The sequence below is a fragment of the Mesobacillus stamsii genome, assembly GCF_030814065.1.
Taxonomy (GTDB): domain Bacteria; phylum Bacillota; class Bacilli; order Bacillales; family Cytobacillaceae; genus Mesobacillus; species Mesobacillus stamsii.
This window is the reverse complement of the sequence record NZ_JAUSUN010000015.1, coordinates 60,907-83,212: the sequence shown is the minus strand read 5'-3', so window position 1 is coordinate 83,212 and position 22,306 is coordinate 60,907. Positions and strand designations below refer to the sequence as shown.

Below are 22,306 nucleotides of genomic sequence, written 5' to 3'. Positions count from 1 at the left end.
ATGTCTAAAATTGTCGGCTTAAAAACCACATAGCTTTAACCTTATTTTAGTGCGGCCTTTTTTAGGTGATATTTCAAAAAATGCAAGACTCAAGTATATAAAAATAATTCATACTGTTTAACGCCAACTCTTTTGCTGTACTTTTTTAGCTCTCGTGCGTAACGAATTATTTGCAATCTACTTAATAGCGCTGCATAATGATCTAATGCAGAACCCCATGAAACAGTGAGATTCCCTCTGCCCCCATTCAGGAGAACTCCTACCTCTTCCTCGCGGGCTTTCTCAAATATTCCTTTTAACCAGATAGAGTTTTCAAAAAACTTATACGGCATTTCCATCGTATCCAACACAGCATCGATATCTGTGAACGGGCTTTTTCCTTTAAAATCCAAGTAATGATCCGTTATGTTTCCAACGTAGTTTACCGTAGATTGAATGAATGGCCGCTCATCAGCAATCCTGTTATCGGGCACAAAATCCATTACGAAATCATCGGTTGGGACATAACTAAAGGTGTGTAGCTGTTTCCCTTCTGCCTTTAAATGCTTTACGGCAAAACTAACTACTGATCCTGAGTCTAGTCCACCACTTAAATGGGAACCAACCTTTCGGTGCGTTCGCAGCCTCGAGGATACTGCTGATTGAAAAACATCACGGAAAGCCTCCAAATATTCTTCATTTGTTTTAAAATGGAGCTTTTTCTCAGGCTCTAAGTGGCAATATCTTGTCATGCTGATCTTATTTTTTTTAATGGATATACTGTGCGATGGCGGCAATTGATTTATTGCTTTATAAACAGTAATGGAGGTGTCTATTGCATCGACTGTTCCGTAAATCGCCAAAAACTCAGCCATCCACTGTTCATTCAATTCCTTCTTAACCCGAGGCAATGTAAACAGCGGCATGATCGTTGTACAAAACGCAAATCTCTCTTCGTCCCTGTAAAAATACAAAGTTCTGGACCCAGAGAAATCCCTTGCACCAAACAGTTTCTGGTTTCTCTCATCCCAGATCATATAAGCAAAGTCGCCAACTAGATGCTTAGGAGATTCTTCGCCCCATTTATAGTAAGCTAGCAAAAGGAGCTGGCTGTCGGGCATATGCTTTTGTTTTGATCGCTCGACCTGCAGTTTTGCAAACAGTTCCTCTCGGTTATCGATGATGGCATCGGCTGTGATCACGCATTGTCTCTCGGAATCATAAAATGGTTGCTGCTCTCCGACGGATTCTGGCGTGATCCATTGAGCGTGATTCCCAATGAAGGCATTGTGTTTGTGCCAAACTTGGATATCATCTGCCGGGAATTTTTCAAGGGCTTTCATAATGTTCCTTCCAAGTTCAAAGGGAACCATCTCTTTTCGTAACTGAATGATGCCTGCAATTGCGCTCATCTTTTCCTCCTGCTATCAAACATCTTAATAAAGAATCGTTTCGTTCTTTATACAGAACATATGATTAAAATACCATCTCTTTTTGCAAGTGTCAACATGTTCACAGAAATTTATTTTTAAAAAATTTTTATGGTCACGTCTTTGCACACAAAAGCTGTCCGAACGTTTATACTAGTTCGGACAGCTTTTTCTTTTTTTTCACACGAAAAGTTTTCAACCTGCGAATGGTTCAAACATCGAGCTAGAAGCGACAAAAAAGAGCTTTACTTATAAATAACGATCGCTCCAACTGACTTATCCTTGGCCTGGCCGTTAACCCGAACCTTTAAGCCATAGCTGTCAATAGCACGCCCAGCATCTGGCATGAATGGGTTAAGGAAGTTATTGCTGTCGTCAAACAATGTCACTCTCTCTTGAGTGTCAAGATTTAGTGACATATCTGGATAAATAAGATCTAATCCAGATGTTGGATTTAAGCCAAATGCTGCATCGGCAATATGATAACGAGTCGATGCTGCTGTTCCGGAGCTCCAATTCAACTGAGTTTGCGGATGTGCGTCCACTACACCAAGGAATCCTTCGCCTGGATGCACTCCTGTCCAGTTGTCGGTGTAGGTTGGGTCAACATACCAAACTACTAACCCGCCATCGTAGCTCATTAACGAGCTTCCGCGGCGAATATTGGCGAGGCCGGTGTCGACACCTTTATGGTTACGCCATTCTAGCAGATAATAATGGTCAGAATACTTATTTCCGTCGGACTTTACGAATCCATTTAAAGCAAATGCCGATGTAGTTTCTGCTCCATCTTCGATAATAGTTTGGCCATCGGCGACAACTTTGATATTGTCGGCGAAGAATCCAGTATTGGTAGTTCCCCAGTCTGTAGCATAGCGTAGACGCAGCTTAATAGTTTGACCTGTATATTCAGATAGGTCAAAGGATTGTGGTTGCCAGCCATTAGAATTTCCTGTGAATCCAGGCATCGACGTGAGAATCGTTGGATATCCTTCTGGAACTACGTCTGAACGAGTATTGCCATTCCCTAATGATTTCCAAGTGGATCCGCCATCCGTTGAAACTTGAACGAACGCAAAGTCCCATTGTTCTTCAATGTCGTACCAGGCATCAAATGTTAATGCAGCAGATGATTTTCCGGTTAAGTTAACGTCTGTTTCCATGTTTGTATCAATTTCGTCTTGCTGTCCACCCCAATATTCAAATTCCCCTGCTGCCGGTGTGTTTATCGGCATTGCTTTTTGAGGAAGATTTACTCTGGCAGCAATTGGATTCTTGCCGTTAGGTGAATTCCCCTGATCCAGTAATAATTGCGTTCCTTTTGTAGATACATCTTCCCAATCGATTTCTACCGTATCATTCGCCCAATTCCCACCTAAGTAAGATTGAAAAAATTCTTTGGCAAATGGGGAGAATCCTGTCGGCTCAGTCCCTGGGATCTTTCCCGCCCATGAACCGCTTGCCATAATCGACCAATAGGCAACAGCCTCACCAGTCCCGGAGTATATCGTGTCGTACTCATCTGGAAGTCCTAGATCATGACCATATTCATGCGCGAATACTCCGGTCGCTCCGTCTTCCGGCATCATTGTGTAATCATAGAAACCAGGTTTCCCATTTCCTAGTCCGTCTAGATCGACAAATTTTGCGGACCGGTGAGACCAGATTGCATTATCGCCTAATGAACCGCCGCCTGCTTCCTGCCCAACACCAGAGTGAATAATCATCATGTGATCGACCAATCCATCCGGTTCCTGTAAATTTCCGTCTCCATCTAAATCATGAGGATCTTCCAGATCATAATCCTCTAATGGAATACCTGCAGCAAGTGCAGCCTTGTAGGTGTCCACTACCAATTGCTTAGAGCCGCCTGGGTTAACATTATCATGGCCTCCATTTGCTCGGTCTGCACCATAAAAGGCTGCGGTACCCGGCACCTTCAGCCAGCCATAAGCCTTCCCTTCAATGGAATACGTTCCTCCAGATTGCTGTTCATAGAATTGCTTCATGGAAACTAATTGATCCCCATTCGGACCTTTCACACCATCAACACCAAAAATCATATCTTCGTAGTGTGATAGAGGGTAATCTTCATAGTAATTATCCGATTCGCCCGGTTTGATATTGTTATGCGGAAAATCAGAGTATTCTACAGAGAGAACAAGAACTTTATCTTCTCTTTTTTCTCCATTGTAGGCGATTTCGCTTACAGGATCAGGATTTCCCTTCAAATGCCCTTTCTTTTCGCCTTTGCCATTCAGCAACCCATTGTTGTAATTTTTGAAGTTCTTCTGTTTTTCCGCCTCAGCCGCTTTTACTTTTGCAGCAAGCGGGTCTGATTCTTTGCTATCTGTCACTTTCCCCTTTAAAGCTAGATAGTTTTTTAGGAACGTTTGCTTTTCTGCTTCGGTGGCATCCTTTGGCAAAAGTCCTCTTTTGATAAAGGACTCCATTAGTTTTTCATCATTGATGATTGCCAAATCGAGTGCGGTTTGCGAATTCTCTTGTTCGGCTTTTGCCTTATGTAAAAAATCCGCTTCCATTGGTGCATACGTACCAGGAAAACCCGCAAATAGGGTGCCCGCAAGTACAACTGATGATAGACTTGTCTTTAAAAGCTTTTTCAAATAATTCCCTCCCTTTTCTTTATTACGGCCGTAATTACATACTATTCCGAAAATTCGAGTGGTACAAGCAAATTCGTTTTGCATTTACTGACATGTACTATCAGCTTTTGGTGGATTTTGGAGCATTTGCTTCCCAACTACTCTAAAAAATTACTAAATTCCACATCGTTTTTGATGAATTAAGCGAAACATGTCGAAAAAAACATGGACGGGAATTCATTAAAAGCTTTTTGCCATCTCGGATAAATGGACAATCTCTTTAAAATAGTCGACGGATTTCATGGTTGATCGAAAAACATATTGGCTTTTCCATGCCTCATCTATATACACTTCCATCACTTTTTCCGCTCTTTTATCCTTACTAGCACCATATTCCAGCGCATTCACACTCTCAAAAATCTTTGCCATTAATTCTGCCACCCGTTTCGAGTGAAATGTCTTATGGTCAGGTGATGCGGTTTGTAGAGACCCCAGCAATTTTTCCAATTGCGCTATTCCATCGCGTACTTGTTCGGGATACGCTCCGTTCATTCCAGCAATCCGCTCGTTCATTTCCTGTAAAAACAATTCGCCGGCACCGAACTTCTCGATCAATCTCAGCACTTCAAGTCCGAGGATATTCGCCGTTCCTTCCCAAACGGTCAGGACTTGTGCATCTCTCAATAATCGAGGCGTAACGAAGTCCTCGATATATCCATTTCCGCCATGCATTTCGATGGCTTCGTGTGCGAAGTGGACGGCTTGTTCTGCAGTTTCTTTTTTTAAAAGGGCGATGTAGAGTCTGTTTAGAATCACTTCTTCCTCTGTAACTCCTGGTTCGTTTCGCATCACTTTCTCAAACAGCGGCAAATACTTGAATACTGTTCGGGTTTCAATTTCAAGTTTTACGGCCATTTTAACGAGTGAATCTTTTATCATAGGGAAGTCTGAAAGTTTTTTGCCGAAAGCGTCCCTTTTCGTCGCATACTCTCGAGCTTCGCGATAGGCGCGGCGCATGATCCCGAGTGAGGCAACGGTGTTGCAGACGCGAGAAAGGTTTAGAGCTTCCATCATGTAATAAAAACCTTTTGCTGGATCTCCTACGACATAGGCTTCTGCACCTTCGAACTCGACTTCGGCGGATGGAACTGCCTTGACACCCAGTTTGTCCTTTAGCCTTCGAATCTTGATCCCATTCAGTTTTCCGTCTTCCCGTTTCCACGGCACAGCAAATAATGTAAGCCCTTTCGTTCCGGATGAGGCTCCTTCTTTTCTTGCTAAAACCATTGCGACGCCGCACATTCCTGCGTTTGAGGCAAAGTATTTTTCTCCGTAAATCCTGTACCCATCTGCTGTTTGGATTGCCTGCACTACGTTTGCGCCGACGTCTGATCCTCCCTGCCGTTCTGTCAAGAAGGTAGCACCTTCATATAAAGTTGTTTCCCCAGTTGATAAAACATGAGGCAGGTACTTCGCTTTTATCTCTGCAGATCCATACTGATCCAATAAATAAGCAGTAGCCATTGTCAATGTAACCGGGCAGTAAAAGCCAGGCTCCGTTTGGGACAGGAGATACCCTTGTGCATAAGAATAAAGGTAGTTTCCGCGACGCCCCAATTCAGGAATTTCCTTATGAACATAGCCGACAATTCCTGTTTTATAGGAATCCTCCACCGTTTTTCGGTAGCCGTCATTTACCCATACTTCGGAAATATCATCGCCATAGGCATCGAATTTAATCAGCTTCGGCTGGCCTTCGCGGTCGGTGAACCTGGCGCGCTGATCGATTTCATTGGCACATTTTTCGCCAAAATCCAGCAGTTCTCTATCTGCATACTCGAAAAATTCTTCATCCAAAAGTTCCTTTAGCAATGCTCGAAACTGCGGTTCTTCTTCATAAAAATTCATTCACTTAGCCTCCCTTTGAATTCTGTTAACAGCCTTTCGATTTCTTCCCTGATCTCAACCAGTTCACAAATCCTTTCATTCACTTCTGCGAGTTTTTCTTGTCCATACTGTATCGTTACCTTCAGCTGTTTTTCACCAGTCTGATCCTCGTCGAACAGCAAGATCATTTCCTTTATTTCGTCTAGTGAAAACCCAAACCGCTTCCCGCGAATGATGAGCTTCAAGCGCGTGACGTCTCTCGCATTGTAAATCCTCCGGCCTCCTTCAGTCCGAGATGGCTTCAGCAAACCGAGCTCTTCGTAGTAACGGATTGTCCGAGTTGAAACCCCAAACTGCTCCGCCAAGCCAGAAATCGTATCCATCCGCAAACCCCTCTTTTAACAGAATAATCAGCAAACTTATTATACCATTGACGTTAACGTTAAGAGCAAGGATGATTGCTGGAAGTTGTCAAGAAAACCTTGTTTTTTTGACAACTTGGAGGGTGGAAGGCGCAAAGTTGCAAGAAAAACCGGGCAAACTTCGCCCGGTCTTTTTTTGGTTTGGCTGATCATCGATTTCCACTCCAGACACTCGCTTTCTGCGGGGCGTCAGGTGAGCCTCCTCGTCGCTTTGCTCAAACCTATTCCGATCGCAACCGAGCCTATCACCATCCAAATAAATAATTTCACCCCAAACCCTCACAGGATCGTTTTTTTGGTAAGGACTTAGAACCTGTCAAAATAACAGGGGTTTCTTGACAACTTTTCGCTCTATACCTCCAAACCTGTCAAAATAACGGGGGTTTCTTGACAACTTTTCACTCTACACCTCCAAACCTGTCAAAATAACGAGGCTTTCTTGACAACTTTTCGCTCTACACCCTCAAACCTGTCAAAATAAATTTGTCCAGCATTAGCACATAGCCCAACGCTTAGGCAAGCCGTTTGCCGCTGACTCCATCTCTTTTCCCGTTTCCTGGCTTTTTTGGGCACCAATACGGCTTATTGGGTTCAAAAGAAATTTTCCATGAAGAAAATGCTGGAAATTTATCAGACTGCCAGCAAATTGGCTGGGACTACTTACCTGTACAGCCATCAAAAAGCAGTGGAGGCAACCTCTTTGTCCAAACTTGTATCCTTCTTGTTAACTGTCGAACCAAATAAGACTTTAAAAATAATGGAAGGTATCGATGCAGAACCTAAATTGAAAAATCTTATAAAATTGGTAACAAATGAAGCTTTTGTTTTACACGGGTGAAGTGCAAGCATCTGATCGAGACTACCGAATCTTTTTCAAATATAGTCATAGTATTTAAGCATATTATAATAGAGGTGATGTTTTTTGGTCTAATGATCATTGGGGCAATTGCCGTGCTCGGTTTTTTGTTCAGTTTGTTATGGGGTTAGTGGAAAGGGCTGCCATTGGGATAAATAGGACCTAGGCTAGCCTCTTTTTTTGTCGTTTAGAATGATGGGTTCTAGAGCTAAAAATGGTTTGTGCTGCGGCTTCACAAAAAAGGGGCAACATATAAATTCTGATATTATAAGAAATCCTCTTTTTTTTGACAGGTTTGTGGGTGAAAGGCGGAAGGCCGTCAAGATACACCTGTTTTTTTGACATATCTGAGGGTGAAGTATTATGCCTTCTGTTAAAGAAAAGCCACCTAGGTGGCTTTTCTCGTTCTATTTCTGAATCAAGTAATCTACCAGTTTTTCCTTTGGTTTCCCAAAGATTTCTTGCTCCAACCGGCGGCCTGTTGGTGTTGCTGCGAGTCCGCCTTCTGCTGTTTCCCGGAGTGCGGATGGCATTGTCTGGCCGATGGCGTACATCGCGCCAATGACTTCATCGCATGGGATTCGGCTTGTGATTCCTGCTAACGCCATGTCGGCCGCCGTAATTGCGTTCGAAGCTCCCATCGCATTTCTTTTTACGCATGGAACTTCGACCAGTCCAGCAACAGGGTCACAGACTAATCCAAGCATATTTTTCAGCGTTATCGCAAAAGCCTCAGATGATTGCTGCGGTGTCCCGCCTGCCATTTCAACAATTGCAGCGGCAGCCATGCCAGCAGCGGATCCGACTTCTGCCTGACATCCGCCTGCCGCTCCGGAAATCGAGGCATTGTTGGCTACAACAAAACCAAATGCTGCAGTCGTGAACAAATACTCGATCATTTCCATGCGCGTCGGGTTCAATTTCTCTTTTACGGCAAAAAGTGTCCCCGGCACGACGCCTGCTGATCCTGCGGTCGGTGTCGCGCAGATCATGCCCATTGCTGCATTCACTTCGTTTGTTGCGACCGCTTTGCTGACGGCATCCAATAATAGATTGCCGGCAAGCGTCTTCCCTCTGGCAATATAGCTTTGCAACAATACCGCGTCTCCGCCGGTTAGTCCGGTCTGGGATTTAACGCCAGCCAAACCTCTTTCCACGGCGCGTTCCATGACCTGCAGATTATTGTCCATCTGGGCAATGATCTCCTTGCGGCTGCGGCCAGAAACTTCTATTTCCTGCCGAATCATGATTTCGGCGATCTTCACGTGATTTTTTTCCGCTAATTCAACAAGCTCCGCAACATTACGAAACATGGCTTGCCCTCCTGATGTTTCTCATATTTAATCAACAAGACGAATGACTTGGTCCACTCCATCTAGGGCAGCTAACTCTGCGTACACTTCGTCTTTAAGTTTGTGGTCCATTTCGATCACCATGACCGCGATATCTCCCTTATCCTTTCGGGAAACCTCCATATGGCCGATGTTCATCTGATGCTTTGACAAAACGGAAGTTACCGCTGATATCAGCCCGAATCGATCATGATGGACAACGAGGATCGTCGGGTTGGCACCGGACAGCTTGAGCTTGAACGAATTGATTTCTGTGATCTCAATTGTTCCGCCACCAATGGAAATGCCAACAATTTCAAGCTCCTTGCCCTGTCCATCGAATAAATTTATTTTTACCGTATTCGGATGCTCCGTTACGGCATCTTCCTTAATGAATTCCACTTCGAGTCCGGACTGCTCTGCAATTTTTAAAGCGTCAGGAATCCGTTCATCAAATGTATCAAAGTCCATGATTCCGGCAACGAGTGCGAGGTCCGTTCCATGCCCTTTATAAGTTTTAGCAAAAGAGCCGTACAAAGAGATGATGGCCTTTGTCGGCTGCTTTTCGAACAGTGTGCGCGCGACGCGGCCAATCCTTGCAGCACCGGCTGTATGCGAACTTGATGGCCCGATCATCACCGGACCAATAATATCAAATGCAGAACGATATTTCATGGTTCACTGCTCCTTTTATCGAAAGCGATTTCATAACTTATATTTTTTAAGATTCCTAGCCATTTTTATCTTACCACATTCTCTATATCGTTTACTCATTTTTTGAGAAAAATGTAAAAACCACCCCAGTCAATCAGGATGGTATCTTCACGCTGACTTTATTTCTGCCGCTATTTTTCGACGCATACAGTGCTTCATCGGCTCGGTTCAGCAAGGAGTCACTATTATCGCCAGACTGATAATAGGTGATGCCGAAGCTAGCGGTCAGGCTGCCTGCCTCTTTGAAGCAATGGTTTGCAACGATCTTGCGGATATGCTCCGCTTTTTCAAATGCTTGGCCACTATTGCCATTTAAGATCACGATGAATTCCTCTCCGCCCCAGCGCCCGAAAAGGTCCCCGTCTGTTAGATTTGCTGTAACAATCTCCGCCAGTTCCTTCAAAACGCAATCACCAATTTTATGTCCATATTTATCGTTTACTTTTTTAAAGTAGTCGATATCAAAAAAGATAATCGAAAATGGTTTCCGATTTTCTTCGGCTGTTTTGAGCTTTTCTTCAAACCAGAAATCGACCTGATGCCGGTTAGCAACGTGAGTCAGGGAATCGATAAAGGCGTGCTTTTTATAGAAGTCCCTCTCGCTAAAGGCCCGAAACATATTTTGTGCATAAAAGAGAACCAGGATATAGACAGCATTCGCTGCAAGAAACTGCGTTAGGGAATCGATTGACTCACCCGGAAGCTTCAGACTATAAATCAATCCAATCGCAAGCGTAATGAGGAAAATCAAAACAGAATAGTAAAAGCCCTTTTTGGTACCAAGAATTAAGAAGAAATACATGATAATCAACGGCATCCAAACGATAAAGTCTCCTAACGACCCGCCCCCTTTAGCAAGATCATTATGGACAACCTCGACTAAGGTGAGCACATGATAAAAACTAACCAGTATAACGGTTATATACTCTCCAAGGTGAACTCCCCGGTTCGTATAGGCTAAGAACCAGCTGATGGAAAACCAGATAATCAATGTCGTATTGATGGCAGTATCAAACCAGCTCTCATTATTTAGCAAACGATTGGCGATCAGTGCTACTAGAATGATCGGCAACAGCCACATATACATGCTTCGCTTCAGCTCATCGATCGTTTCAAAGTTCGCAAACATCTTCCTCATCTCCCCAGCTGTCATCCTTCTGCAGACGCTCGAACCATATTTCCTTCTTAGGACAAGACCGGACGAAACACATCCCTAAACAGCGTTGCCTTTCTGATTCTATTGTACTAGAAAATTCCTTTTTCGTATATTTCCGACTGCAAAAAAAGACGCAAAAGTCCTAGAAAGACTTCTGCTTTAGTTTATCATTCTGTCCAATTCCAGTACGTCATATCTCCAAGGTTCGCCCCTTGGATTTGCCTGTTTTCTTTTAGCTTTAGCAGCTCTTTTACAGGTCCGGTCACGACAGCGCCGTATACTTGGAAGCCTTCCATTACGTTACTAAAACGATGAACTATCTAAAATGTTACACTTTATTTCCGGTGTTTTGGAAAAAACTTAAAAAACATCATTTCCACATTGCTTGGCTTAGCTTTCCTTTTTAAAAATATGGTACATTAGAAAGGAACATACGGAAGGGAGATTTATCGATGACAGAAAAAAATAAGGCTTTGCCGCCAAAAACATGCGAAATCGAGCGTCTCGTTACGATCGAAGACGACGTCAATAAAGTTTTACAAGGAAAGAAAACGGCGACTCGCCGCAATGGCCGTTATGCTGATGTAGGCGAAATCATGGAGTTAAAAGGAAAGAAATACATCGTGGACAATGTCTACTCTCAATCACTTGGCGAATTGACAGATGCCGATGCTCAGCGCGAAGGTTTCGAAAATGTCGAGGAGTACAAGCAGTCGATCCTATCTTATCACCCGGGAATGCCATGGCTTCCGCAAATGCGTGTTTGGGTGCATGAATTCAGCCCTGTCGAAGAATAAGCAATGGATTTATTGTACCGAATCATCATTTTTCTTCACGTCACAAGCGTGATAGCCTCAATCGGGCCTTTCTTCATTTTGCTGCCGATAGTAAAAAAACTTCCTAATGCTGTAGAGATAGCATTGGAAGCCCATTTAGCCTTGCTCAAATCAGTCGTGCGGCTGGCAAAGCACGCCGGCCATGTGATGATTGGATCGGGTATCCTGCTCGTCATCCTTGGACCATGGACGTGGAGGACGCCTTGGATTTTCAGTACAGTGGCGCTGCTGTTTGCCTCCCTGTTTTTCTTAGCAAGAACATTCTCCCCAACACTTCGGAAATTTGCCGAAGAAGGCGCGAACAAGCAGGACCTAGCCGCAAAATTGAACCGCACCATCTGGACCTACCTCATTCTTTTGATGTCGACGCTCTGGTTCATGGTCGTGAAGCCGAATTTGTGGTGAATAGGTGGAAGTCCGGGCATCGTACCCGGGCTTTTTTTACTGACCTGGTCGATTCGTTTAAGGCAATTTTCAAGCAGTTCCGGAATCGCATCTGCCCCGCCAATAAAGATCCGGCCAGGGACAAGCGCTTGATAATTTTTGCTCATTCGTATTTCCTCCTTTTAAAAAAAGGCCAGAAGTTTCCCCCTGGCTTCCTGTTATTTTCCTGTTTCAGCAAAGGTTTTGATTCTATCGCTGATTTGATCACGGACGCGCTGGAACACGGCCCATTTTTCTTCTTCTGTTCCCTCTGCCTTAGCTGGGTCGTCGAAGCCCCAGTGTTCGCGTCTTACTTGCGGTGGTGTCACCGGGCAATGCTCATCAGCATGGCCGCAAAGTGTGACGACAAGCTCTGAATTGTGGAGGATTTCGGGATCAATCACATTTGATGTGTGGCCGGAAATGTCGATGCCCACCTCTGCCATTGCCTTGACCGCATTCGGATTAAGCCCGTGCGCCTCAATACCCGCGCTCTTCACTTCCCACTCGTCACCAAGATGTTTTTTTGCCCAGCCTTCTGCCATTTGGCTTCGGCAAGAGTTTCCTGTACATAAGAAATAGATTGTTTTTTTTGCCATAATAGATTCGCTCCCTTTTTAGATAATTAGCAACCAAATATATAAACCTACAAGCGTTAGGAACAAAGTAGGAATGGTTAAGATGATTCCTGTTTTAAAATAAGTGCCCCAAGAAATCCTCACGCCCTTCAATGAAAGGACATGCAGCCACAACAATGTTGCCAGTGAACCAATCGGGGTGATTTTCGGCCCTAAATCGGAGCCGATGACATTGGCATAGATCAACGCTTCACGGATGACGCCAGTTGTGTTAGTATCCGCAACTGCCAGCGCATCTATCATGACAGTTGGCATATTGTTCATAATAGAAGAAAGAATCGCAGCGATGAAGCCCATACCGATCGTAGCAGCGAATAAACCCTGGTCAGCCGCAGCCTGGATAACGTCAGCTAACAGATTGGTCAAGCCGGCATTACGCAAACCGTAAACGACAACGTACATTCCAATTGAAAAGAACACGATGGCCCACGGTGCTCCTTTTACTACGGTAGCCGTATGAACAGCCGGGCTCCTCCTTGCCATCATCAAAAAGAAAATCGCAACAATTCCAGCAATGAACGATACCGGGATATTTAGAAATTCACTTGCAAAATAGCCAATCAGCAGGACTCCCAACACAATCCAGGATAAGCGGAACATTTTCACATCCTTGATCGCTTCGACCGGCTTTTTCAGATTGGACATCTCGTAATGTTTCGGGATGCTCTTTTTGAAAAATAAATACAAAACCAAAATACTAGCACCTAATGAGAAGAAGTTCGGCACGATCATGCGGGATGCATACTCGACGAATCCAATCTCGAAGAAATCAGCAGATACAATATTCACCAGATTGCTGACAACCAGCGGCAATGACGTCGTATCGGCAATAAAACCGCTCGCCATGATAAAAGGAAATACCATTTTTTCCTCGAATTTCAGGTTGCGGACCATCGCCAACACGATGGGAGTTAAGATCAGGGCAGCTCCGTCGTTTGCGAACAATGCAGCCACCCCAGCACCAAGCAGGGTGACATAGACGAACATCTTAATACCGTTCCCCTTTGCTGCCCTCGCCATATGTAAGGCTGCCCATTCAAAAAATCCAATCTCATCTAAAATAAGCGAAATAATAATAATGGCAATAAAAGCAAGTGTAGCATTCCAGACAATCCCGGTAACATCGATTACGTCCTGAAAGTCAACAACACCGAAAAGCAATGCTAAGATTGCACCCCCTACAGCTGACCAGCCAATTCCCAACCCTTTAGGCTGCCAAATAACAAGCGTCAGCGTCACAAGGAAAATCAGTGAAGCTATGATCGGTAATGACAATTCCACACACCTCCATTAATCACAGGAAATTCGTTTTCCCTGCTTTTCAAGTTCTGTAAATTTTTCTTCCTGACTCGGAAGTGCCTCCATGAGCAATTGAACAAATTCGAAATGCTCATATTGCCGGTTCATCGAGTAAAAAACCCACTGCCCTCTCCTGGTCTCTTTTACCAAACCTGCGTCCTTCAGCTTGCGGATATGTTGGCTGATTGCCGGCTGACTCGCATCAAACATGGCGACAAATTCACAAACACAGCAATCGTGATCAGCAAGAATTCTCATCATCGTCAACCGCGTCCTGTCACCAAGTAGCTTAAAAACTGCAGCAGCTTGATCCATTTCCATCCTTTGCTTGATCAATTACTCTCCACCTCCACTCGATCTCAATTACTGCATTAGTATATAATGATTTGCTTATATATTCAAGAGTGATTCTATGTATAGATTATTAAGAATTTGTAAAGCTGTAGGATTTATTTTATCAAAAAGACGCCCGGAGAACTTATCCTTGGCGTCCTTGTTAATTGATATTAAGCCAACATGCCTTTCAGCTCTTTGACAGTTAATAGCTTACCTGTGGAAACCACCTTTTCGTCGATGACAAGTGCGGGGGTACTCATCACTTTGTACTTCATGATTTCCTTGATGTCTTCTACCTTTTCGATCACTGCGTCCACCTGTACTTCTTCGACCGCCATGCGTGTGTTTTTTTCAAACTCTTGGCATTTTTTGCAGCCTGTACCTAAAATTTTAATATTCATTTTCATTTCCTCCTCATCGTTATAGAATTGCGTTGAAACCATAGCCAATCAGGATGATCCCTGAAGTGACAACACCAACAAATACAGCAATCAGCTTTGGTTTGATTACTTTCCTGAGCAAAATCATTTCTGGAAGGGACAGGGCGGTGATTGCCATCATAAACGCAAGCGCTGTACCTGCTCCTACACCTTTGTTTAATAATGCTTCGACAATCGGCAGAGCACCGATGGCGTTTGAGTAAAGTGGTACGCCTATAATCGTCGCAATCGGAACCGCGAAGAAATTTCCTTCTCCTGCATATTTGACAAGCAAATCCTGTGGGGCATATTCATGTATGAACGCCCCAATCCCAATCCCGATCAAGAGATAAAGCCACATCTTCTGAATTGTCTCCACAACATTACGTGCAGCAAAAATTGTTCTTTCCTTAAGCTCTTCTCTACTGAAAACTGCTTTGATTTTTTCCGTTAAGGTTCGGTTGTCTCTTCCTTGCATATTGACTTCTTCATTCCCAGCCGCTATTTCATAAACATAGGACTCCACATGCTTTTCCATTTTCAGCTTGCCAATGATGGAACCCGCGACAATCGCCAGAGTGATTCCCGCCAACACATAAATCAGCGCTACTTTCCAGCCGAAAATAGAAAACAGCATGACCAGCGAGATTTCATTTACGATTGGTGATGAAATCAGGAACGTAAACGTGATACCCAAAGGGATTCCAGCCTCGACAAAGCCGATAAATAAAGGCACCGTCGAACACGAGCAGAATGGAGATAAGACGCCCAGGAAAGCTGCCATCACACTAGCAACCCCCTTCCTTCTGCCTTCGAGCCATTCCTTGACCTTTTCCGGTGGAAAAAAGCTCCTGATGAATGAAATCGCGAAAATCATCACCGCGAGCAAAAACAGGATTTTTGTTGTGTCGTAAATGAAAAAATGGAGTGCTCCGCCTAGTCTTGACGTTAACTCCATATTCAGGACATCAACGACAAGCCAGGTGGCCAGTTGATTAAACATTTAGATCTCCTTCTTTCAGGTACGAAATCAGAGGTGCTAGCTTTTCTTTATCCAGACTGTAGACAGTGAACTTACCTTCTCTCCTGGATTTAATGAGCTTTCCCTTTTCCATGATTTTCAAATGGTGGCTGATAGTTGAAGATGCTCCCGACAGGCCATCGACGATCTCACACATGCAAAGATCCTCGAACCATAACAATGTCATGATTTTTAGGCGTGTTTCATCTCCGAGCGCTTTGAAAAACGCCTCCTTGCTTTCAAGTTTTTCTGCAACATCCATAAGTGGAAACTCTTCCTTGGCTCCAGCAATGATCCTTTGCATGACGTTTGACGATTTAATTTCCCATCCAGTTCGACAACTCATTAATTACACCTCCCTCAAAAAGTATACAACCATTTTTCTAGTTTTATAGTTTTATTTATGTCTATTTGAGGAAAATATTCAAGTAGCCGCCCATGTTGCTGGCTTCTATTACAAAATAAGGAAAACGGCGTGATTATTATCCTTTTCCGAGAGATTGCCATGCTTTATTGAGAGATTATCGCCTTCTTGCGGGTAATTATGGTATAGTTCCGAGAGATTAACGCTTTTGATTAAGAGAATAATTTTTCCTACTAAAAAAAAGGTGGAGCCAGGCACATAAATCGCCTAATTCCACCTTTTTTTTATTCTTCAACCTCATATACTGGCATGATTTCCACTTTTTCGAGAGTTAGCCGGCAATATTTTAACAGCAATCCTCGTTTAACTATTGCAATTCACTTTCTCTAGCTCCAGCAAGTGCTCCTTCAGGGCAATCCCGCCGCGATAACCGGTGATTGCTCCATTTTTGCCGATAACCCGATGGCATGGCACAACGATCGCAACTGGGTTAGCACCGATTGCGGTTCCGACTGCTCTCACGGCCGCAGGCTTGCCAATTTTTTCTGCAATATCTGAATATGCACAAGTTTCGCCATAAGGAATTTCCTTCAAGGCTTCCCATACTGCTTCCTGGAATGCTGTTCCTTTTACATCAGCTGGCATGGAAAATTGTCTTCGCTTCCCTTCAAAATACTCAGCTAACTCATCCATGTAAGGTTTTAAAGCTTCTGGATTCTTTTCCAATACAGCAGTGGGAAAACGTTTAGCCATATCTCGCTCATCTTCTTTTGGTGAACCGATATAGCATACACCTTTGTCGGTCGCCGAAATAAAAATTTCATCTCCATTTAAATGATAGATGTCATAATAGATTTTTTGCTCCACAACTCCCACTCCTTAGCCTTTTCCTCATTATAACTAAAAAATGGAATCCTCCATAGGATCTTTTTTCCGAACTGTTAAGATAGAGAAGTTCAAGTTTATTGTTTTTAATGTAAAAAAACTCCATTATCATTACGATAATGGAGATATTACAAATATTTCCTTTCAACCTAATAAATTACCAATATTGCTCGGCATTTTTAGAGGAAAAAACCACCATACGCTAACGATGCAGTAATGACGTAGGCAGGGTGAACCTTCCATTTTTCAAGCAGCAAGTAGCTTACAACAATTAAAAATATTGTTTGCGTGATACCTGTATCAATATAGGCATTAAAGAAAAAGTTGAAAGTCATGACCCCAAGTAAGATCGCAATGATAGGTCTGATGTAATTCGTCATTCTTTTAACCTTTGGAGAATCTTTATAACGAAGCAATAAACCAAGGAGGAAAATCATTAGGATCAATGAAGGTGCAACTGTGGCGATAATACCTACAACAGCACCTAGAATTCCCCCCTGCTCATACCCAATGTAACCTGCCATTTTTGTCGCGATTGGTCCCGGCAAAGCATTGCCAATCGCCAGCACTTCGCTAAATTCCGGTACTGTCATCCAGCCATAGCGGTCGACCACTTCATTTTCCACCAGAGGAATCGATGCAGGACCTCCCCCGTAGCCAACAATTCCCGGAATGAAAAAGGCGAGGAAAATATGCCAGTAAATCATCAGCCTACACCTCTTTCAATCTTTTTCTCCACCTTAGGAGTGTTATCTTTTTTAGCGATAGCCAGAGTTAACAAAACGAGAATTAAGATGGCCGGATGGACATTCAATACCTCCATCAGGATCAGTCCACCAACCACCATTAAACCTGCGTTAACTTTTCCAAGCGTTTCATTCGATTTCTTGAAGAAGTCCCATGTCAATGTGGCCAACATGACACCAACTACCGGAACTACAGCCTTTGTCATGCCAGCAACCCACGGAAGATCTTTAAATGATGATAAGGATGTCAATAACACGATCATCAATAAAATCGTTGGAATGATTGTTGCTGCAGTAGCATTTACCATCCCTGTAAAACCCGCAACACGATATCCGATATATCCTGCCATCTTTGTGGCAATCGGTCCAGGAAGGGTATTACCCAAAGCTAGAACATCAGCAAACTCCTCGTCATTCATCCACTTATATTTTTCTACTACTTCTTTATGCACGAGCGGTATCGATGATGGTCCTCCACCATACCCCAGCATCCCAACTCGGAAGAATGCAAGGAATAAATCAAGTTGTTTCATTCTCATTCATCACCTTTTTTGAGATTACCAAACTGCAATTGCCCCATCAGTCCTGGACTCCGTTCCTCCGGATAGAACTCCTGTTACAGGATCTCTCCAGATGATCTGGCCTCTACCAAATCCGCCTCCATCTAATGTAAATTGGATATCGTGTCCTTTCCTTGATAGTGCCTGGGCAATATGAGCAGGGAAGGTATTCTCAACAACCACCTTATTGCCCTCCATCCACTGCCAGCGCGGCGAATCAAGTGCGGACTGAGGATTCAGATTGAAGTCGAGTGTGTTCATGATGACCTGAACATGACCTTGCGGCTGCATATATCCGCCCATCACTCCGAACGGACCGACTGCTTCATTATCTTTTGTTAAGAATCCTGGAATAATTGTGTGGTATGTCTTTTTGCCAGGATCAAGGCGATTATCATGGGACGGATCCAATGAAAAATCAGCTCCACGGTTTTGCAGGCCAATACCTGTTCCTGGAATGACAATTCCTGAGCCAAAGCCCATATAATTGCTCTGGATGAATGAGATCATATTTCCTTCTCCATCCGCCGCAGCCAGATAAACGGTTCCACCTTTTGGAGGTGTACCAGGCTCAGGCAGGCGTGCAGAATCACCAATCAAGCTTCTTCTTGCCTCCGCATATTCCTCCGATAAAAGCTGTTCAGATGACACCGTCATTTTCTCAGGATCGGTAACATATTTCTTCGCATCCGCGAACGCAAGCTTCATCGCTTCAATTTGTTTGTGGTATGTATCCACAGATTCTTTTTCTTTCAGTTCATAGCCCTTCAGCATGTTAAGTGCCATTAAAGCAACAATGCCCTGGCCATTCGGGGGAATCTCCCAGACATCATAGCCTCTGTAATTAACCTTGATCGGCTGGACCCACTCTGGCTTGTATGCGGCCAAATCCTCTTTAGAAAGGAAGCCTCCATACTGCTTAGAAAATTCATCAATTTTATCTGCAGTTCCCCGCGGTAAAAGCTTTCTGCATTTGTTTCGGCAATCTGGCGCAATGTACTGGCATGGCCCACAGATTTCCAGACTTCCCCTATTTGAGGTGCCTTTCCGTTTGGAGCGAATGTTTCAAACCAGCCTTTGTATTCCTCTCCGGTAAAAATTTCTTTAAACTTTTCATAGGCTATGTTCCAGTATTTGCCAATAGTTGGTGATAAAGGATATCCATTTTCCGCATAATCAATTGCAGGCTGAAGCGTCTCTTTTAAGGGAAGCTTCCCAAATCGTCTTGATAGCTCAGCCCATGCTGCAGGCACTCCAGGAACAGTTACAGGGATCAAGCCGAAGGTTGGCATTTTTTCATGCCCCTTTTCCTTAACGGCCTCAATCGAGATGCTTTGTGGAGCTGGACCGCTTGCGTTCAGGCCATGAAGTTCCCCTTTTACCCAAACTAACGCGAACGCATCACCACCAATCCCGTTTGAAGTTGGCTCAACAACTGTTAAACATGCAGCAGTTGCGATCGCTGCATCAATCGCATTTCCCCCCTTTTTTAAAATGTCGAGACCTGCTTGTGCTGCCAGCGGCTGAGAGGTGGCAACCATGCCATTCTTGGCAAAATTTACTGTTCTTTGTGATTGGTATGGATAATGTAAGTAATCTAAGTTCATGAATTGATCTCCCCCTTAAGGATAGTAACTTTCATTTGTAAGTCAATTTAACTTATTAGCTTTACAAACGAAATATACTCTTTTTATAAAACAGCATTCCTTTTTCATTTCGAACGAAACGTCCTTACCTTCAAGGTAAGGACCTCCCCAAGTTATGCATAATGGCAAGCGGCAAAGTGGTTCTCGCTTACCTCCCGGAATGCCGGCTCCTCTGCCCTGCATCGATCGGTAGCAAGCGGGCATCTTGTATGGAAACGGCAACCACTAGGAACATTGATCGGGCTTGGCACATCTCCTTTTAAGATGATCCGTTCCCGAATCTTCTCTTCCTTAGTCGAAGGAATAGCAGAAAGCAATGCCTTTGTATAAGGATGCAATGGATTTTCGTAAAGGTCCTTTTTATCAGCGAGTTCGACCATTTTCCCTAAATACATGACGGCAACACGGTCGCTTACATGCTTTACAACGCTAAGATCGTGGGAAATAAACAAATATGTCAGCTGGTGTTCCTTTTTTAATCGCTGCAACAGATTCAGGATCTGTGACTGGACGGATACATCCAAGGCCGAGACAGCTTCATCGCAAACAATCAGCTTAGGGTTCGTGCATAGTGCACGAGCGATACTGACCCTCTGGCGCTGGCCTCCGGAAAACTCATGCGGGAAGCGGTGATAATGCTGTTCTGACAGCCCAACTTCTACTAGCAAATTACAAACATAGTCATATAACTCTTTTCTAGGAACGATTTTATGGGTTTCAACGATTTCAGACAGCATTGCTCCCACAGTTATCCTTGGATTTAGAGAACCATAAGGATCCTGGAAAATAATCTGCATATCCTTGCGGTTATCACGCATCTGCCTTCTAGATATCTTGGTGATATCCTTTCCGTCATAAACAATCGTTCCAGAGCTTGGTTCATGAAGTCTGAGGATAGCACGACCCATTGTAGATTTTCCGCATCCAGACTCTCCTACGATTCCCAGCGTTTCCCCTTTTTTAAGAGTAAAGGTGATGCCATCCAATGCCTTAACCACTTGCTTTTCTCCAAAGAACCCTTGATCCCCGACAGGAAAGTATTTCTTCAAATCCTTTACATCAAGAAGATTTGCTGACGGCAACTTCGCTAATGGCTGGACCATTTGTCTCACCATCCTTCCATAAATCTGTGTATTTCCAGCAGCTGACTGTGTGTTGTGAATCGACTTGCTCGAGATCTGGTGATTTCGTCCTACAAATTTCTTGTGCATACGGGCAGCGATCGGCAAATCTGCAGCCAACTGGCATTGCATCAGGAGATGGTACAGAGCCTTTTATAACAAAAAGTTCCTCCACATCGTCTTCAGCATCTACATCGGGAATACACTTCATCAGCCCCTGTGTGTATGGATGCATTGGATGATTGAAAATGGATTTCCTGTCACCATATTCAACCGCTTTTCCTGCATACATGACAAGTACTTTATCAGCCATTTCAGATACCACCGCCAAGTCATGCGTAATCATGATAATTCCCATTTCCAGCTCTTTTTGCAAATTCTTCATTAGACCAAGGATTTGTGCCTGAATTGTTACATCCAGCGCGGTAGTCGGTTCGTCGGCAATCAACAGTTCCGGATTGCAGCTAAGGGCAATAGCAATCATGACCCGTTGTCTCATTCCGCCGCTCAACTCATGAGGATAGGCATCAATCCGTTTTTCTGGAGAAGGAATGCCGACCAATTGAAGCATCTCAATCGCTTTTTGGCGCGCTTCCTTTTTGGTTACATCCTGGTGGAGAATGATGGTCTCGGCAATCTGCTTTCCAACTGTCTGGACTGGGTTGAGCGAGGTCATAGGCTCCTGAAAAATCATTGAAATCTGATTGCCCCTGATCTTACTCATCTGCTTCATAGTTTTTCCTGTCAGATTTTCACCTTTTAATAAAATTTCGCCATCCACTTCCCCCGTTTTAGGAAGCAATCCCATGACCGAAAGGGAGGTTATACTTTTTCCACAGCCTGATTCCCCAACAATACAAAGGGTTTTTCCTTTTTCTACATTGAAGGATAATCCGGCTACTATATTTGTGGAATTTTTTTTACCTGCAAAGCTTACCTTCAGATTCTTCACTTCCAATAATGGCTGTGTCATTTGGTTGCCTCCTCCTTTCGTTTTACTAGTTTAGCAGTGTATGGAAATAGATCTTCCTGACACTTTTTATAGATTCTGATTAGCTCCTGGACAGGGTCATGATGTTCATCCGCACGAACATCAACAATGGGATACTCTTCTTGGTCTACAACATAAAGAGCGGCAGACTGCCTTCCCCGTTTGTCTCCTCCTGCTTCCTGTCCACTGATAAGCGCAGCTAAAAGTCTTTCTGGTAAACTTTCATTTTCCAATGCCTGATACGTTTCAAACATGGCATCGATCGTTTCCGGCCCTGTCAACATATTGCCAGCGGCTACGAACTGTGGCCCAATTTTATGTCCTTGCCATGGAACTGTATCTTTGCCTGTAAAACCCGCAGCATTCCCATTCTTGTCAACGATGGCGCATTGCCTTCTCTCCCGGTCCGGGTCTGAAGCCAGTAAATTCTCCAGTACTTCATCTGCTGATTTCCCTTCAGCTAAAAGCTTGATACCGTCTAAGCCAAAAAAAGGATTAACAGTTGCCTGGGTGGCGACCGCTCCTATCCCCGATTTCACATATGGAACAAGTGAACCAACTGCTGGTCTTGCAGTTGATACCGCTACGCCAAGCATTCCAGTTTTTTCACATCTAGCAGTAATCGAAAATGTCATTCTAA

At 43.9% G+C, this 22,306-nt stretch carries 23 protein-coding genes and 2 pseudogenes; 3 read left to right on the top strand and 22 right to left on the bottom strand.

The window, feature by feature from the left end; translation table 11 throughout:
* Positions 1-101: 101 nt before the first annotated feature.
* From J2S25_RS12785 to J2S25_RS12770, 4 genes and pseudogenes are all read right to left on the bottom strand, one after another.
* Positions 102-1,391: pseudogene (locus J2S25_RS12785) on the bottom strand (asparagine synthase-related protein); the annotation flags it as partial.
* Positions 1,392-1,654: 263 nt separating this feature from the next.
* Positions 1,655-4,036: an immune inhibitor A domain-containing protein gene (locus tag J2S25_RS12780; RefSeq protein ID WP_307192098.1), complete on the bottom strand. Its 2,382-nt coding sequence runs from the start codon at positions 4,034-4,036 to the stop codon at positions 1,655-1,657.
* Positions 4,037-4,255: 219 nt separating this feature from the next.
* On the bottom strand, positions 4,256-5,923 hold the full coding sequence (locus J2S25_RS12775) for an acyl-CoA dehydrogenase family protein (RefSeq protein ID WP_307192097.1): 1,668 nt from the start codon (positions 5,921-5,923) through the stop codon (positions 4,256-4,258).
* On the bottom strand, positions 5,920-6,291 hold the full coding sequence (locus tag J2S25_RS12770; protein WP_307192096.1) for a MerR family transcriptional regulator: 372 nt from the start codon (positions 6,289-6,291) through the stop codon (positions 5,920-5,922). Before J2S25_RS12770 ends, J2S25_RS12775 begins: the two co-directional genes overlap by 4 nt.
* A gap of 640 nt (positions 6,292-6,931) precedes the next feature.
* Here J2S25_RS12770 and J2S25_RS12765 point away from each other — a divergent pair.
* Positions 6,932-7,162: a hypothetical protein gene (locus J2S25_RS12765; RefSeq protein WP_307192095.1), complete on the top strand. Its 231-nt coding sequence runs from the start codon at positions 6,932-6,934 to the stop codon at positions 7,160-7,162.
* 425 nt (positions 7,163-7,587) lie between these two features.
* On the opposite strand, the gene sdaAA is transcribed toward J2S25_RS12765, so the two are convergent.
* The 4 genes from sdaAA to J2S25_RS12745 all read right to left on the bottom strand — a co-directional run bounded on the left by sdaAA (position 7,588) and on the right by J2S25_RS12745 (position 10,677).
* Positions 7,588-8,493 carry an L-serine ammonia-lyase, iron-sulfur-dependent, subunit alpha gene (sdaAA, locus tag J2S25_RS12760; RefSeq protein WP_307192094.1) on the bottom strand — a complete coding sequence of 302 codons (906 nt, stop codon included), beginning with the start codon at positions 8,491-8,493 and terminating at the stop codon, positions 7,588-7,590.
* Positions 8,494-8,520: 27 nt separating this feature from the next.
* Positions 8,521-9,186: an L-serine ammonia-lyase, iron-sulfur-dependent subunit beta gene (gene sdaAB / locus J2S25_RS12755; RefSeq protein WP_044392857.1), complete on the bottom strand. Its 666-nt coding sequence runs from the start codon at positions 9,184-9,186 to the stop codon at positions 8,521-8,523.
* Positions 9,187-9,319: 133 nt separating this feature from the next.
* Complete coding sequence (locus J2S25_RS12750) at positions 9,320-10,354, bottom strand: GGDEF domain-containing protein (RefSeq protein WP_307192093.1); 1,035 nt, start codon at positions 10,352-10,354, stop codon at positions 9,320-9,322.
* 194 nt (positions 10,355-10,548) lie between these two features.
* The gene (locus tag J2S25_RS12745) at positions 10,549-10,677 is read right to left on the bottom strand and encodes an anti sigma factor C-terminal domain-containing protein (RefSeq protein WP_084221770.1); all 129 of its coding nucleotides are present in this window, start codon (positions 10,675-10,677) and stop codon (positions 10,549-10,551) included.
* A 156-nt stretch (positions 10,678-10,833) separates the two neighbouring features.
* Here J2S25_RS12745 and J2S25_RS12740 point away from each other — a divergent pair, with 156 nt between their 5' ends.
* Positions 10,834-11,178, top strand: coding sequence for an ASCH domain-containing protein (locus J2S25_RS12740; RefSeq protein WP_044392858.1), 345 nt, complete (start codon positions 10,834-10,836; stop codon positions 11,176-11,178).
* Positions 11,179-11,181: 3 nt separating this feature from the next.
* Entirely contained in the window at positions 11,182-11,622 is a 441-nt protein-coding gene (locus tag J2S25_RS12735; RefSeq protein ID WP_307192092.1) for a hypothetical protein, read from the top strand.
* On the opposite strand, the gene J2S25_RS12730 is transcribed toward J2S25_RS12735, so the two are convergent.
* From J2S25_RS12730 to J2S25_RS12665, 14 genes and pseudogenes are all read right to left on the bottom strand, one after another.
* A complete protein-coding gene (locus J2S25_RS12730) occupies positions 11,562-11,768 on the bottom strand; it encodes a hypothetical protein (RefSeq protein ID WP_307192091.1) in 207 nt (68 codons plus the stop codon). The genes J2S25_RS12735 and J2S25_RS12730 overlap by 61 nt on opposite strands.
* Before the next feature lie 51 nt (positions 11,769-11,819).
* Positions 11,820-12,239, bottom strand: coding sequence for an arsenate reductase (thioredoxin) (gene arsC, locus J2S25_RS12725; protein ID WP_044392863.1), 420 nt, complete (start codon positions 12,237-12,239; stop codon positions 11,820-11,822).
* Positions 12,240-12,257: 18 nt separating this feature from the next.
* Positions 12,258-13,553 carry an arsenic transporter gene (locus J2S25_RS12720; protein WP_307192090.1) on the bottom strand — a complete coding sequence of 432 codons (1,296 nt, stop codon included), beginning with the start codon at positions 13,551-13,553 and terminating at the stop codon, positions 12,258-12,260.
* Positions 13,554-13,568: 15 nt separating this feature from the next.
* Complete coding sequence (locus J2S25_RS12715; RefSeq protein WP_307192089.1) at positions 13,569-13,913, bottom strand: ArsR/SmtB family transcription factor; 345 nt, start codon at positions 13,911-13,913, stop codon at positions 13,569-13,571.
* Between the two features lie 170 nt (positions 13,914-14,083).
* On the bottom strand, positions 14,084-14,314 hold the full coding sequence (locus tag J2S25_RS12710) for a thioredoxin family protein (RefSeq protein ID WP_307192088.1): 231 nt from the start codon (positions 14,312-14,314) through the stop codon (positions 14,084-14,086).
* A gap of 19 nt (positions 14,315-14,333) precedes the next feature.
* Entirely contained in the window at positions 14,334-15,335 is a 1,002-nt protein-coding gene (locus J2S25_RS12705) for a permease (protein WP_307192087.1), read from the bottom strand.
* Positions 15,328-15,699, bottom strand: a complete 372-nt coding sequence (locus J2S25_RS12700) for an ArsR/SmtB family transcription factor (RefSeq protein ID WP_307192086.1) — start codon at positions 15,697-15,699, stop codon at positions 15,328-15,330. Before J2S25_RS12700 ends, J2S25_RS12705 begins: the two co-directional genes overlap by 8 nt.
* Positions 15,700-16,080: 381 nt before the next feature.
* The gene (locus J2S25_RS12695; protein WP_307192085.1) at positions 16,081-16,584 is read right to left on the bottom strand and encodes a methylated-DNA--[protein]-cysteine S-methyltransferase; all 504 of its coding nucleotides are present in this window, start codon (positions 16,582-16,584) and stop codon (positions 16,081-16,083) included.
* 197 nt (positions 16,585-16,781) lie between these two features.
* A complete protein-coding gene (locus J2S25_RS12690) occupies positions 16,782-17,309 on the bottom strand; it encodes a chromate transporter (RefSeq protein WP_044392870.1) in 528 nt (175 codons plus the stop codon).
* The gene (locus J2S25_RS12685; protein WP_307192084.1) at positions 17,309-17,881 is read right to left on the bottom strand and encodes a chromate transporter; all 573 of its coding nucleotides are present in this window, start codon (positions 17,879-17,881) and stop codon (positions 17,309-17,311) included. Before J2S25_RS12685 ends, J2S25_RS12690 begins: the two co-directional genes overlap by 1 nt.
* Positions 17,882-17,905: 24 nt before the next feature.
* Positions 17,906-19,515: pseudogene (locus J2S25_RS12680) on the bottom strand (gamma-glutamyltransferase family protein).
* Positions 19,516-19,667: 152 nt separating this feature from the next.
* Positions 19,668-20,657 (bottom strand): ABC transporter ATP-binding protein, encoded by a 990-nt coding sequence (locus J2S25_RS12675; protein WP_307192083.1) that lies wholly within the window; start codon positions 20,655-20,657, stop codon positions 19,668-19,670.
* Positions 20,614-21,648 (bottom strand): ABC transporter ATP-binding protein, encoded by a 1,035-nt coding sequence (locus J2S25_RS12670; RefSeq protein WP_307192082.1) that lies wholly within the window; start codon positions 21,646-21,648, stop codon positions 20,614-20,616. Before J2S25_RS12670 ends, J2S25_RS12675 begins: the two co-directional genes overlap by 44 nt.
* The gene (locus tag J2S25_RS12665) at positions 21,645-22,301 is read right to left on the bottom strand and encodes a DUF1028 domain-containing protein (protein WP_307192081.1); all 657 of its coding nucleotides are present in this window, start codon (positions 22,299-22,301) and stop codon (positions 21,645-21,647) included. The genes J2S25_RS12670 and J2S25_RS12665 overlap by 4 nt, the downstream gene beginning before the upstream one ends.
* Between the last annotated feature and the right edge of the window lie 5 nt (positions 22,302-22,306).